The organism is Corynebacterium sp. NPDC104732, assembly GCF_055583565.1.
Genome location: NZ_JBVJNS010000002.1, coordinates 79259 through 92565, shown reverse-complemented (window position 1 = coordinate 92565; position 13307 = coordinate 79259). Strand labels below are relative to the sequence as shown.

Genomic DNA, 13307 nt, shown 5'->3' with positions numbered 1-13307 from the left:
TTTCGTCTCATTCGCTCCCGCGAGGATCTTGTGGAGTTGGATTTCGCTGACCGGGGTTGGGACTTCCGTGATTTTTACCGCCCCGGTGGTGGCGACTCCCGCATGACCTTGCGCCGTCTGCTGCTCCTGGTCGATGGGTTGGATCGGGACTCGTCGCGTTTTTGGGCGGATGTGAACGGGGTGGATAGGTTCACGAAGCTGGAGCTGATCACCATGACGGTCTATAACCTGTTCGCGGAGAAAACTCACCCACTACTCACAGCCCGTGAGGATGCGGAAAAGAAAGCGGAGTTTGAGGCGAGGAAGCAACAAATCATTGCTGCCGAGAGAGCAAGAAAGAAAGCACTCGGTGTAGAAGAATAGGGGATTTTGTCGTGTCTGCTGTTGGGTATGCATCGCTGCCGATTTCGGTTGATCTGCGTGGGATTCAGAAAAATATTCGGTCTCAGGTGCAAGGCCCGATGGAAGCCGCGTCAAAGAAGGCCGGTGATACGCTGGCGAAGGGCTTCGCGTCTGGTGTTGATGCTGCCGGGCGTGAAGTGAAACGCTTGGAGGCTTTGGAGAAAAAGGCCGCCGAGACGGTTATCTCGCAGCAGAAGAAAGTGGCTCAGGCTAAGGCTGAGGTTGAGGCCAGGGTTAAGAGCGTTGAGGCTGCTGAGAAGGCTCTTGAGGCTGCGCGTGCTGGTGGGGATGCGAAGGTTAAGGCTGCTGAGCAGGCGCTTATTAAGTTGCGTGAGTCTGGCACGGCGTCGGTTGCTGACCTTGAGCAGGCTGAGTTGAAGCTGGCTCAGGTGCGCGCGTCGGCGGATTCGTCTGTGCTGTCTAAAGAGGCGTCGCTGGAGAAGGCGAAGCAGGCGGCTACTAAGGCTGCCGAGAAGCAGGCGGATGCTGAGAAGAAGCTTGCGGAGAATCAGAAGTTCGCCACTGGGGTCAGTGGTGATTTGCTGGCTGCGACGAAGCGTCTGGATAAGGCGACGGATGAGGCTGGGCGTGGTGTTGGCCGGTTCGGTGGCGCGTTTTCTGCTTTGAAGGAGAAGGGCAGTAGTGCGCTTGAGTCTTTGAAAACCCAGATGAAGGGTTTGCCTGGTGTCGCGGTGGGTGCGGCGGCTGGGTTTGCGTCGTTCGCTGCGGTCAAGTCCACGATTATTGATGTTGGTCGTGAGTTTGAGGAGACGTATAACACTATTCGCTCCGGTACTGGTGCGTCTGGCGAGGCGTTTGAGGGGCTGAAGGATTCTCTGCGGAATGTGGCCGGGTCGGTGTCTGCTGAGGGCGGTCTTGCTGAGATTGGCACCACGTTGGCGGATCTTAATACGCGGCTTGGGGTGACCGGTGAGCCGTTGGAGGAGCTTGGTCGTCAGTTTCAGAATCTGAAGAATATTGGGTTTGAGGCTGACATTACGACTGCGTCTAAAGCGCTTAATGCTTTTGGTGTTGAGGCTAAGGACATGCCTGCTGCGATGGATGACCTTATGCGTGTCTCGCAGGCCACGGGTGTGTCTATGGATGATTTGGCTAAGGGCGCTGCTGTTGGTGGCCCGCAGCTGAAGCAGTTTGGGTTTGATCTTGGTGAGTCGGCGGCGCTGATCGGTAAGTTGGATAAGGCCGGTTTGGAGGCCGAGTCCACTATTGGGGCGATGTCGAAGGCGATGGTCACGTTCGCTAAGGATGGGCGTGATCCGCAGCAGGCGTTGTTTGAGACGACTCGTGAGATTGAGAACCTGCTTGCTGTTGGTGATGACCAGCGTGCCATTGAGCTGTCGGGGAAAATCTTCGGCACTAAGGGCGCGGGCAAGTTCATTGAGGCTGTGAAGACTGGCGCGCTGTCGGTTGATGATTTGCAGGGCAATATTGGTGTCACGACGGATACGATTAATGGGCTTGCTGCTGAGCTGGAGACCACGGGGCAGAAGTGGGGGCGGTTCAAGGACACTGCGAAGGTAGCTATTGAGCCTGTCGCGGTTGCTGTGCAGGATTTTTCTAAGCAGGCACTCGATGGGTTGATTGATGCTATTCCTCGTGTGTCGGAGTTTTTCACCGGCACTCTGATCCCGGCTTTGCAGTCAGTGGGGGACGCTTTTCAGAAAACCTCACAGTGGGCCGAGGACAACAAGGGCAAGCTGATCGCTGCTGGTACGGTGACCGCTGCTGTGCTCTCCCCACTGATTGTTGGGCTTGGTGTGAAGTGGACTCAGGCCGGGGTCAAGTCTTTGGCTGGTGCTGCGATGCACGGCAAGGCGTGGCTGATCGCCCGCCGTGACGCGGTGAAAGGCTCTCTGGCGTCGGTGAAAGCTACCGCTACGCTTGGCCTGTCGTGGATGAAGGCCGGGGCTAAAGCGCTTGCTGGTGCTGCGAAAATGGCAGCTGCGTGGGTGATTGGCTTGGGGCCTGTTGGTCTTGTTATCGCCGGTATCACTGCTGTTGGTGTGGCCCTGTGGGCGTTTTTCACCAAGACCGAGACCGGTAAGAAACTGTGGGCCGGATTCGTGGACGCGATGAAAGCCGGGTGGGAAGGCTTCACTGGCTTTTTCACAGGTGCTGTCGAGACGGTGAAGAACAAGCTCACGGAGTGGATGGATCGCTTCGAGCTGCTTAAAGTCCATGTGGAGACTAACCTTGCGCTGATCAAGGCGATTTTCACCGGTAATTGGGGTGAAATCCCGAAGATTATCGGTGACGCGTGGGAGCGCATCAAGGGTATTTTCGGTGAGGCGTTCGAGAACATCAAAACCCGGCTCGTTGAGTGGGGGCAGGGTGTCGTTGAGCGGTTCGAGGCCATGCGCGTGGGTGTTGGTGAGAAGGTCACCAACATGGTTGAGGCCACGAAGAAAAACTTTGCGGATATGAAGGACCGCGCCATTGGTATTGTGCAGGAGTTGCCTGGCAAGATTAAGGGTATTTTTGCTGATGCTGGCCGGTGGTTGGTTGATTCCGGTAAGCGGATCATCACAGGCTTGATTGACGGTATTAAGTCGATGGCTGGGCGTGTGGGTGATGCGATTCGTTGGGTGTTGCCTGACCCTGTGGAGCGGTTTGTTCCTGGTCTGAGTGTTGGTGGTGTGCTGCCTGGCTATGCGTCTGGTGGTGTGTTGCCTGATATTCCTGGTGTTCCTCGTTCGGTGCGTGACCCGATTATTGGGGTTAATTCTGGTGGTGTCCCTATCGCTAGGGTGGAGCCTGGTGAGTTCATTGTGAACCGTGAGGCCACCGCTAAGCACCTGCCGCTGTTGGCTGCTATTAACGGTGGCCGACTCAACGGAAAGCAGGGTGATCTTGGTTTGCCTCGCTACGCCGATGGTGGCCTGGTGACGGCTGATGAGCTGCTTCGGTTCTTTAAGGGTGAGCGGGTTAATGGCCAGCAGGCCTCCCGTTCACTTGAGGGGGCCACGTACGCATATGGTGGCTCTAACTGGGGTGACTGCTCGTCTACGCAGGGGCAGGGCGCACTGTTTGCGGTGGGGAAACCGGCGACGAATGGTCGTTATATGGCGACGATGGACGCTGAGCAGAAGCTGTCCGCGATCGGGTTCAAGCCTGGTCTAGGTAGTGGCCCTCGTTTTGCTGTTGGTTGGTTTAATGGTGGCCCGTGGGGTGGGCACACGTCCGGCACGATCGATTTCGGTAACGGAAAAACCATCAACGTTGAGATGGGCGGAGGCCGTGGTAATGGTCAGATCGGTGGTGGCGCAGCACCTGCTAGTCACTCCCAGTACACTGGCCACAAGCACCTGCCACTGGCTGGTGCGAGCGTGGTCAAGCCTGAGGCGATCAAGTCCACCAGTGTCGACGGTGTCACCTACCGCGACTCTAGTGGCGTGACCAGAACTGACCCACAGTTCGGTGCTGCCCAGTCCCTGTGGGAGGCCTCCAAGCGCTCCCTAGGCCTGTACGATAACGGCGGATGGCTACCTCACGGTGGTATCGCCGTGAACCTATCGGGCAAGCCTGAACGTGTGCTTGCAGCCCCTGAGCTGGCCGGTCTGAACAAGATCGGTGACGCTCTAGGTAAGCTGGTGAAGCCGTGGGAGCAGGTCGCAGCGACCACGCTTAAGGATTCCGCGATCAACCTCGGTGGCGGGTTCCTGGGACGCACTAAACTGGTGGCCGATGCTGAGAAGGGGCTTGCTGAGGTTCGTGCCCAGGTCGCAGCTGATCTGGAGGCCATCGGCAAGGCCGAGGCTGATTTGGCGAAGGCCCGCGAAGCGGGTGACCCGGAGCAGATCAAGCAGGCCGAGGCTGCGTTAGCGAAGGCCCGCGAGCATGGTGACACGGCTGCGAAGCGGATTGAAGCCGCCGAGCGTACTGTTGCTGCTGCCCGTATCCAGGCTGCTGGTGAGATTGCCCAGAAAGTCTTTGAGGGGCTTTCGCAAGCATTCCAGCAGGTGGCTGGTTTTTTGGGGCAGGTTGCCCAGTTCGCTGAGGCTGCCGAGAATACCCGCGAGGAAATCAGCAAGCTGCACCAACAGCAGGTGATGCTCCGGATTGAGGGCATCAAGGCGACTAATGATTTGCGGGTCGCTGAGTGGGATGTGGCGAAGGTTCGTCTTAAAGGTCTGCTTGCGGTTGCTAAGGCTGAGGATGAGCTGGCGAAGGCCCGTAAGGGGCACCTGGTGTTGTCCCGGTCTGGCGTGGACGGTTTGTCCCGTGCGGTGAACCGGTTCCGGATCACTGGTGCGCAGTCGATGGAGGCTTTGGGGGCGACGTTTGTCGCTAACGCTGCTGAGGTGGAGGCCGCTGAGTGGTCTTTGCAGGCTGTTCGGGCGCAGGCGAACCTGGATAACCTGGATGCTGAGTATGCTGCGAATGCTGCCCGGTTGAAGGTTGCTGAGGCGACGTTGGCGCAGGCCCAGGCTGCTGAGCTGCTTCAATTGCAGGTGTTGAAGCTGCAGGATCAGACCCAACGCCTGTATGGTATGACCTCGGGGCAGGCTCAGGGCGCGCAGGGGTTCGTTAACGGCATCGGCGGTATTTTTGGTGGCTTGGCGAAGATCATTGGCGGTTTGGCTGCTGGTGGTGCTGCGCTCGCTACCGGGAATATTCTCGGTGCCGTAACCGCTGGCGCCGGTGCGCTTGGTGGTATCCAGTCCCTCGTTGGTGGGATTGGTCAAGTCCGCGCTAATAAGGATGATTTCAAGCAGGCGTGGTCTAATGCGACCCCTGGCGCGAAGCTCGGTATGGGCCTGGGTGTCGCTGGCGGTGTCCTTGGTGGCGCTGTCGGTATTGGTGGCACGCTGGCGACCGGTAATGCTGAGTGGGCTAATGCTGGTGCGCAGCTGGGCGGTGCTTTCACCGGTGCCACTATGGGCTCGATGATGGATTACCAGAAGGCGTTTGCTGAGGCTGATGCGCGTCGAGCTGCTGAGCGTGAGCGCGAGGCACAGCTGCGTCATTCGATGGAGAATGCGCGTCTTGCTGCTGAGCGGGCCGCGCTGGATGCGAAGTACGCGATCAAGAAACAAGCGCTGGCTTCCGAGTTGGATGTGGCTGAGGTTAATAAGGCGTTGGCCGCGTCTGAGGAGGGTTCGCGTCAGCGTCAGGTGCTCGTTGAGGCTGCGCGGACTGCTGCTGAGCGTCGTGATTCGCTGGTGGCTGAGGCGAAGCGGGCTAATGATCTGCTTGGTGGGTCGAAGCAGACGGTGAATATCACTATTGATTCGTCTGATTCGTCGCAGGCTGCGACGTTGCAGCTTATTCGTGAGCTGCAGGATCGTGTGGATTCTGTGGAGTTCAATGTGACGGATAAGTCTAATTCTGCGCAGGATTATGTTGGTGCGCGCCGATAAGTGGCGTGTGGTTAGGAGGCTGATGTGTTGGAGAGTGGGCGGGCTTTGCCCCGCGTGTGGGAGGTTCGTCTGCTGTCCCCGACGGGTGATGTTTTTGAGTTGACCGATCCGGATTCGGATGTGTGGTTGGCTGATGGTGGTGTGCAGGGTTTGGTGAGCACGGTCCAGTCTCAGGCTTTTTCTGGGGTTGGTGTCATTGGTCAGGTGTTTTCCGGTCTGGTGGTGGAGCCGCTTGTGGGGTCGCTGTCTTTGCATGTGCGTGATGCTGTGGCGTTGGCGCGGTTGCGGGCTGGGTTGTCGGCGCGTGTGGAGTCGTCGTTGGTGGTGCATTCTCCTGGGTTTGGGATGTGGTCGTGTGGGGTTCGTTTGTCGGCTCCTATTGGTGCTCCTGCTCGTGATCCGTTGGATGATGGGTGGTTTGGGGTGTCGGTGGAGTTGGTTGGTGATGGTGGGGTGTGGTGGTCGCCTGTTGTGGAGGTCACCACACCCACTGTCACAGTGACGAATTTCGGCGATGTTCCAGTACACCCAAAAATCAGGTGGAAGGGGGCCGGTGGGGTAGTGAAACTCCCTTCCGGCGCGTCGTTCACCCTCCCACCCGCTAAACAGACTCGTGTGCTCGATTTGCACTCTACTGAGATGCTCGCGGTGCGTGACGAGAAGGGCACCCTTGACCGTGAGCTCTGGCTAAAGATACGAGGCCAGGTGTTACCGGAGGGGGTGCCGGTTGACGAGTCCCGCACCTTCACTATCCCTAAAGGCGCAGCCCTTGTGTGGCGCGTCGGAGTATTCGACCCTTGGAGGTAACTAGTGGCCGAGTTTGATTGGGCATCACACCGCAAGCACCGTGAGCAGGTGGCCCGCGACACAGGGGAGTGGATCGGCCTGCTGGACGAGAACGGCCAACCGATCTGTGACTGCCCCCCGGTGGAGAAAATTAACGCCCCGGCCACCCGCATGAACCCCGAGTCCTTCGAGGCCACATTCCTCGTCGCTAGCGGGGGTGTGGTGCACCAGATCATGGATGAGCTGGTGGCCGAGGGGTTGGGGGCTGTGGATGATGAGGGGCGATTGGTTCCTGCTAATGGCCCGGCTCGTTTTATCGCGGTGGAGCGCCCCGGCTTGCGTCGTCGTGTGTACCGGGTGACCCACGTGGTGGCCTCCGGTGGTGAGATGGCCCCGGATAAACTCACTGTTCATGCCACTGACATGCTCACAACGTTGATGTTTCTGCCGTGCTGGTCGATCCCCGGCCAGGTGGAGACACGGTTCACTCGCGCGGTGGGTGATTTCGGATCGCAGTTTTCCAAGCCCCGCTACTTGGCGAAGGTGAAGATGGCTGCGGTGGCGGACGGGTTCACGGTGGAGGGGCCTGCCGAGTCCACGATCCGCGACCTGATCAGGGACTCGCTAGCTGCGACGTTTAAAGCGTTTAGCGTGGTGGATCATCCGGTGCAGGTGTCCACCAGGTCGAGCGGTAAACCGTCCCCGCATGTGCTGATCCGGCCGACCGACCAGTCGATCTGGGATGAGGTGAATGCCCCGGCTGCGATGTGTGGGTGTGTGGTGGTGGCGTTCATGTGGCTGCCGGGTGACCGGATGCCGCAGGGGTTGAGACTTAGCCGGCCGACGATAGTTGTGGAGGTGGTGCAGCAATGACCGACATTGTTTTGCGGGCTGATGGTGGTCAGATGACCGTCGGTAGGAGGGTCGCTGGGTTCGTGTGGGGCCGGTGGGATGTGAACCTCCCCAACGAGGTCGAGCTGGAAAACGAGATTGATAAACGCATGGCCGAGGGGTTTCTGTACCGCCCCGAGGGCATGGGGGTGGGCCGGTTTGATCTGCTTGGTGTGCGGGCTGATTCCTCACAAACCATGGCAGTGAAAACCAACGGTGACCTTGATTATGAGCTTGGGTCGTCGAACACTGAGCAGGTGCTGGACGCTGCGGAAAAACGCGTCGACGGGGATGTGTTTTTTGAAAAAGACATCACCGCTGCTGGGCTTGGCCCTTATGTTCCTGGTGTGGATTTTCAGGAAGATGACCTGGTGGATGTGGTGATTTGGGGTAAGCGGATCACGGGGCCTGTGACTGCGATTAACGTGGTGCGTGAGCGTGGTAGCGCGGATTCGTGGCTGGTGCATTTTGGTGGCCAGCCGATTGCTGACGCTGAGAAACTGCGGTCGTCGAATGATCAGATTTGGGCTGTGATTGCGTCGGAGCGTCGGGAGGCTGCGGAGCGTATTCAGTCGGTGGAGGCGCATTCTCGTGAGACCCGTGCGGGGCTTACTGGGTCGCCTACGGGTGATTTGGAGGCGGCTGTTCGTGACCGGTCGACGCTGCTGGGTCGTCTGAAGGGCTGGTCTGATGATGCTATGCGGGCTGCGTTGTTGGCGCAGGAGAAGGTCGCGTCGTCGGCGAAGGAGTTGGCTGGGGATATTTCTCAGCTGGTGTCTAGTGCTGATTTTCGGGAGTATTCTCAGTCGCTGCAGGAGCGTTTGTGGGGTGCTCAGGGTGAGCTGAATAAGCTGAATGCGGATTTTCAGGAGCAGCAGGTGCAGATCAATGCGGCTCAGGAGCAGGTGAATGAGCAGAATCGGCGTATTACGTCGGTGCAGTCGGAGGCATTGTCCCGGATTCAGTCGCAGCAGCTGACACTGACCGGGGCGACGGAGACGCTGCAGCGGCGGGTACCGGCGGTTTTGGCCGTGTCTGGTGATTACGGCGGTAACGAATATTTAAGTTACGAGAAGTCGGGTAATGATTTGATGGTCACGGCTAAGCCTGGCTGGTCGGGTGTGTTTGTGGCGTCGATTCGGGTGTCGGCGCTGGCATCGTTTTCGGTGCACCTATCGGGCCAGGTGGGGCCTCAGCGTAGTTTTTCGTTTAGTGTCGGTGCGTTTGAGAGGTTTTCGGGCGGGTTTATTTTGATTTTGCCGTCTTAGGAAAAAAGGGGTTTGTTGTGCCTGAGTTGTTGGGTTCTTTGCGGACGGTGACGGATTCGCCGTCGTCGGTGCGTGAGGTGTGGTTGCGTGCGCCGGTGTCTCGCCCTGTGGGTGGGAGGCTTGTGTTGTCGGAGCCGGTGCGTGTGCCGGTGGGTGAGGGGGGTGATTTTCGTGTGTCGGTTGTGCCTGGCCCGGCGGTGTTGGTTTTGGTGGGGCATGATTTTTTGGCGCGTGAGTCGATCCCGCTTTTGGTGGCTGAGGACACGAAAACGGTGGCTGAGGCTGTGGGGTTGGCTGAGGATTTCACCCCGGATGATCGGGATAGGATCGCTGAGTTGGCTTCGGAGGCGTTGAAGGCTGTTGAGGAGGCTTCGGCTGCTGGTCGTGACGCTGTGAAGGCGCAGGGGCTGGCTGAGTCTGCGCGTGATGGTGCTGGTGTGGCGCAGAAAGCTGCTGAGTCGGCGCGGGATGAGGCCAAGGGTCACGCGGGTTCGGCGGGTGAGGCCCAGCGGGCTGCCGAGAAAGCACGTGATGAGGCTTCTGGTCGCGCTTCTGCTGCTCAGGAGGCCCAGAAGATGGCGGAGGCTGCTCGTGATGTGGCTTCTGGTCATGCTGATACCGCCACGCGGGCGGTGGCTGAGTTTAAGTCCTTGCCTGACACGGTGTGGTGGGATGGTGACCGGCTCACGGTCGGGGGTAAGCAGTCTGGGTCTTTGCGTGGGCCTCAGGGCGATCCTGGCAAGGACGGTAAGGTCACTTTTGAGGCGTTGTCGCCGGAGCAGAAAGCGCAGCTGAAGGGTGATAAGGGTGACCCAGGCCCGGCGGGTAAGCAGGGTGAGCCGGGTAAGGACGGTGTGCAGGGACCTCCCGGCCCGGCGGGTGAGCGGGGTAAGGAAGGAGCGCCTGGAAAGGATGGGCGCACCCCTGTGGTGTCTTTGCAGGGTGACCGGTTGACTGTGGATGGTGAGCCGGTGGGTGAGTCTTTGCGAGGGCCTCAGGGTGAGCCTGGCAAGGACGGTGCCCGTGGCCCTGCTGGCCCTCCCGGCCCTGCTGGAAAAGATGGGTCACTTGCTGAGATCAAGGGCATTTCGGATGTGCCGGGGCTTGAGACGGCGCTGGGTGAGAAGGCTGATAAGTCCCATTCGCATGAGCTGCGTGATTTTGTGGGTTTAGTGGAGGCTCTGATGGATAAGGCACCGAAGTCGGAGCTGCGGGAGTTGCAGTCTCAGGTGAATTCGGCCCCGAAGATTCAGGTGGTGTCGTCCCTGCCGTATTCCCCTGACCGGTCGACGATTTATGTGGTGACTGGCTGATGGCGGAGTTGAAGGTTGGGGGTGTGTCCCCGAGCAAGATTTTTTATGGTTCGACCCCGGTGACTGCGGTGTATTACGGTGCGACGAAGATTTGGCCTCCGGCTCCGAAGTATCCTGAGTGGTCGGAGTCTGGCTCTTATCGGGTGGGGGATATTGTGACCTACCAGGGCAAGAATTACGAGCTTATGAGACGAATTCCCGGTTTTGTCAGAGACTCTTCCCCTGGCGCGGTTAATGCGTATTTGTTTTGGCGGGAGGTCTCCCCCCCCGGTAGTACCAGCCCCAGCCCCGGAGCCGGGTGGGGGTGGTGAGCCGTGGGTGTCGGGTAAGACCTACCGTGTCGGCGACGTGGTGGCCCACAAGGGTCAGCGCTGGCGGTGCGAGCGTGAACATGTTGCGTCGCAGATCACGGAGCCGGGAGGGTTCCTGGTGTCTGAGTGGAAGCAGATATAAACAGATTAAAATAGGAGTATTTTTATGAGTGTTGAGACACTAAAACAGCAAGTGCAGGCCCTCACCCCGGCAGAATGGGGAGAGTTTTTCGGCTGGTGTGGAACCGTCGAGCACGCCAGGCGGCAAGCTCAACCACTCGTCGATCAAGCACAAGCGCAGGTGGTAGCAGAACTCCAGGACGCGGGTAAGCTCCCCAAGCCTGACGCTTTGACTGACCCCGAAAAGCTGCCGGAGGACACCTCGGACATTCCCGCGTGGGCCAACCCCCACACTGACCACAGTGCCATGTACCGGCAGGGTGATATTGTCACCCACAAAAAGCGCGTGTGGGTGTCGAATCACCCCGGCCTGAACCACTGGGAGCCAGGGGCTATGGGTGTGGACTCCCGTATCTGGGAGGACATCACCCCCAAGCCAGAACCGGAGCCGGACGACATGGGTGAGGATGAGCCATTCGAGGGGCCAGTCACCACACACTGGCAGGCAGGCCTAGAACTCAAGAAAGGCGACACCGTGACCTTCGAGGGCGCCACCTACCAGGTGTTGCAGGATCACACCAGTGCGGAGCATTGGCCACCAGACCAAGCCCACAGCCTCTACAAGGCCGAGTAAACCCTCACCAACTATGCCCTCACCGCACCATAGGTGGGGGTATTTTTCATGCCCAAAGGAGGGCAACGATTTGACAATCTTCGGTATTGACGTGTCCAGCTGGCAGGGCAACTTGGGCGCGAGTGCCTTGGCTGGTGAGGGCATCGCGTTTGGGGTGGTGAAAGCCACCCAAGGCACCACCTATGTGAACCCGTATATGGGCCAGCAAACCCAAGCGCTGCGTGACGCGGGGGCGCTCGTGGCGCAGTATCACTTCCTGGAGCTTGGCGACCCGGTGGCGCAGGCGGAGCACTATTTGCGCACCGCTGACCTGACCGTCCCGTGCGCGGTGGATGTGGAGAAAAACCCCAGCACGGGCACTATGCCCACCTGGGATGACGTGATCGCATTCCGTGACCACGTCGCCGGGCGTGTCCCCACGGTGGGCCTGTACATCAGCCCCAGCGATTACCGGGCGCTCGGTGCCCCCGACCTTACAGGGTGGGGGTGGGTGTGGGTCGCGAACTACCCCTACGCCCGCACCAACACCCCCAAGGCCCTGTACGAGATGGCACCGAAGTGGGGCTGGAAACCCCTCGGCGGGCGCACCCCTGACCTGTGGCAGTTCACTGACCGTGCGAGCGTGGCCGGCCAGAACATGGACGCCAACGCGTTTAGGGGCACGCGCGATCAGCTCGCCGCACTGTGGGGCACAAAACAGACCAGAAAGGAAACCCCAGCTGTGACAGAAAAAGTCCTTGACTACGACCGGCAATATGTCACCCAAGACACCTACTATTTTTGTGGCCCCGCGTCCTGCCAGACCATCATCGGTGAGGAAACCGGCCACTACCCGCCGGAGCACGACCTCGCCCGCGAATTGGGCACACACACGGGTGGCACTGACTGGATTGGGCAATTCCCCGCCGTCCTCAACAAACACATCCCAGGGGCCGGGTATGTGAGCGTGGAGATGCCCAGCGATCCACCAACGCACGAGCAGAAAGAACGGCTGTGGCGGGACGTGACCAGCTCTATTGACGCTGGTCTTGGTGTCGTCGCGAACATCGTCGCCCCACCATCCAACTACCCGAAAGCTGTGGCACCGTCGACTGAGTCCCCGGCCTACGCCGGTGGCACCGTCTACCACTACCTCGTCATCGCAGGCTACGCAGAAGACGCAGCGGGCCGCCGGTTCTGGGTCGCAGACAGCGGGTTCCGCCCCTACGGCTACTGGTGCTCTTTTGAGCAAATGGCCACCCTCATCCCACCCAAAGGCTACTGCTACGCCACCAGGCAAAATGAAGGAGACAATGACATGACCCCAGAACAAGGTGCTGCCCTCCATGACGCGAAAATCGCAGCACAAACCGCACACGACCGCCTCGACACCCTCGAGCGCAAAATTGATCTAATCCTGGATCAATTGGTCGGCCCAGAACGCAAAGCGGACGGCATGCCCGCGTTCACCGGCTGGAAACCAAACGGCGCGTTCCCCGGCACCCGAGGCCTACCCCTCGTCGACTACCTCACCCGAACCCTGGAAGGAAAAAAGTAATGCTAGAGAATTTGAAGCAGCCCTGGATCATTAGGCGCGCCATCTACGGCCTCGTCTCATTCATCCTTGCAGTCCTAGCCGTCGCCGGGATCATGGACGAAGCCACCATAGAAAGCGTCACCCAGCAGGCGGATAAGATCATCCCCGCCATTGTGATGCTCCTGGCGTACACGAAGACCACCCCGGCAGCAGACAAGCCAGCGCCCGTATCTGAGGCGCCGACGGGGGGCCTCGCAGACCACTACCGCGCCCCATGAGCTGGGCCGCACTCACCCACCTCCACAGGTGGGTGCCTAGGATCACCGCCCTGGTGTGGGCGGGGTTCACCACCAGCACCGCATGGGCCTACCACGGCAAGATTCCAGCACAGCTGCACGACATCGAAGCCCTTACCCCCATGCCCCTATGGGGGCTTTGGGCCACCGCCAGTGTGCTACTCATCCTCGGCGGGATAGCCCCCACCCGCCCGTACACCCGCCAGCACGACATCGCCCGCTACATGCGATCCGCCGGAATCGCCCTCGCAGCAGGCCTTCTCATGCTCTGGTCGCTCACATATTTCGACGGGGACGGGCGGTATTGGGTATCCGGCAAAAACTACCTCATGCTATCAATACTCGGCCTATTGAACGCATGGACAATCGGGAAAGACGAGGTGACCTAA

Annotated in this window: 12 protein-coding genes; all 12 read left to right on the top strand. The window is 59.5% G+C overall.

The features are described 5' to 3' along the window. Positions 1–30: 30 nt before the first annotated feature. Positions 31–363, top strand: a complete 333-nt coding sequence (locus tag ACZ6ZO_RS01950) for a hypothetical protein (protein ID WP_465290117.1) — start codon at positions 31–33, stop codon at positions 361–363. Between the two features lie 11 nt (positions 364–374). After that, on the top strand, positions 375–5783 hold the full coding sequence (locus ACZ6ZO_RS01945; RefSeq protein ID WP_465290115.1) for a phage tail tape measure protein: 5409 nt from the start codon (positions 375–377) through the stop codon (positions 5781–5783). A gap of 24 nt (positions 5784–5807) precedes the next feature. Continuing rightward, positions 5808–6590: a hypothetical protein gene (locus ACZ6ZO_RS01940; protein ID WP_465290113.1), complete on the top strand. Its 783-nt coding sequence runs from the start codon at positions 5808–5810 to the stop codon at positions 6588–6590. A 3-nt stretch (positions 6591–6593) separates the two neighbouring features. Further along, complete coding sequence (locus ACZ6ZO_RS01935; RefSeq protein ID WP_465290111.1) at positions 6594–7442, top strand: hypothetical protein; 849 nt, start codon at positions 6594–6596, stop codon at positions 7440–7442. Continuing rightward, entirely contained in the window at positions 7439–8728 is a 1290-nt protein-coding gene (locus tag ACZ6ZO_RS01930; protein ID WP_465290109.1) for a hypothetical protein, read from the top strand. Before ACZ6ZO_RS01935 ends, ACZ6ZO_RS01930 begins: the two co-directional genes overlap by 4 nt. Positions 8729–8745: 17 nt before the next feature. Further along, the gene (locus ACZ6ZO_RS01925; protein WP_465290107.1) at positions 8746–10041 is read left to right on the top strand and encodes a collagen-like domain-containing protein; all 1296 of its coding nucleotides are present in this window, start codon (positions 8746–8748) and stop codon (positions 10039–10041) included. After that, positions 10041–10352, top strand: a complete 312-nt coding sequence (locus tag ACZ6ZO_RS01920) for a carbohydrate-binding protein (protein WP_465290105.1) — start codon at positions 10041–10043, stop codon at positions 10350–10352. The genes ACZ6ZO_RS01925 and ACZ6ZO_RS01920 overlap by 1 nt, the downstream gene beginning before the upstream one ends. A 7-nt stretch (positions 10353–10359) precedes the next feature. Continuing rightward, the gene (locus tag ACZ6ZO_RS01915; RefSeq protein ID WP_465290103.1) at positions 10360–10494 is read left to right on the top strand and encodes a carbohydrate-binding protein; all 135 of its coding nucleotides are present in this window, start codon (positions 10360–10362) and stop codon (positions 10492–10494) included. 24 nt (positions 10495–10518) lie between these two features. Then, complete coding sequence (locus tag ACZ6ZO_RS01910) at positions 10519–11106, top strand: carbohydrate-binding protein (RefSeq protein WP_465290101.1); 588 nt, start codon at positions 10519–10521, stop codon at positions 11104–11106. 70 nt (positions 11107–11176) lie between these two features. Further along, on the top strand, positions 11177–12643 hold the full coding sequence (locus tag ACZ6ZO_RS01905; RefSeq protein WP_465290099.1) for a GH25 family lysozyme: 1467 nt from the start codon (positions 11177–11179) through the stop codon (positions 12641–12643). Further along, a complete protein-coding gene (locus ACZ6ZO_RS01900) occupies positions 12643–12900 on the top strand; it encodes a hypothetical protein (RefSeq protein ID WP_465290097.1) in 258 nt (85 codons plus the stop codon). The genes ACZ6ZO_RS01905 and ACZ6ZO_RS01900 overlap by 1 nt, the downstream gene beginning before the upstream one ends. Positions 12901–12932: 32 nt before the next feature. Further along, positions 12933–13307, top strand: a complete 375-nt coding sequence (locus ACZ6ZO_RS01895; RefSeq protein ID WP_465290095.1) for a hypothetical protein — start codon at positions 12933–12935, stop codon at positions 13305–13307.

What these genes read in the sequence shown, in the direction of transcription:
- ACZ6ZO_RS01930 (WP_465290109.1), top strand. Translation starts at nt 7,439, where the DNA reads ATGACCGACATTGTTTTGCGGGCTGATGGTGGTCAGATGACCGTCGGT.
- ACZ6ZO_RS01920 (WP_465290105.1), top strand. Translation starts at nt 10,041, where the DNA reads ATGGCGGAGTTGAAGGTTGGGGGTGTGTCCCCGAGCAAGATTTTTTAT.
- ACZ6ZO_RS01910 (WP_465290101.1), top strand. Translation starts at nt 10,519, where the DNA reads ATGAGTGTTGAGACACTAAAACAGCAAGTGCAGGCCCTCACCCCGGCA.
- ACZ6ZO_RS01900 (WP_465290097.1), top strand. Translation starts at nt 12,643, where the DNA reads ATGCTAGAGAATTTGAAGCAGCCCTGGATCATTAGGCGCGCCATCTAC.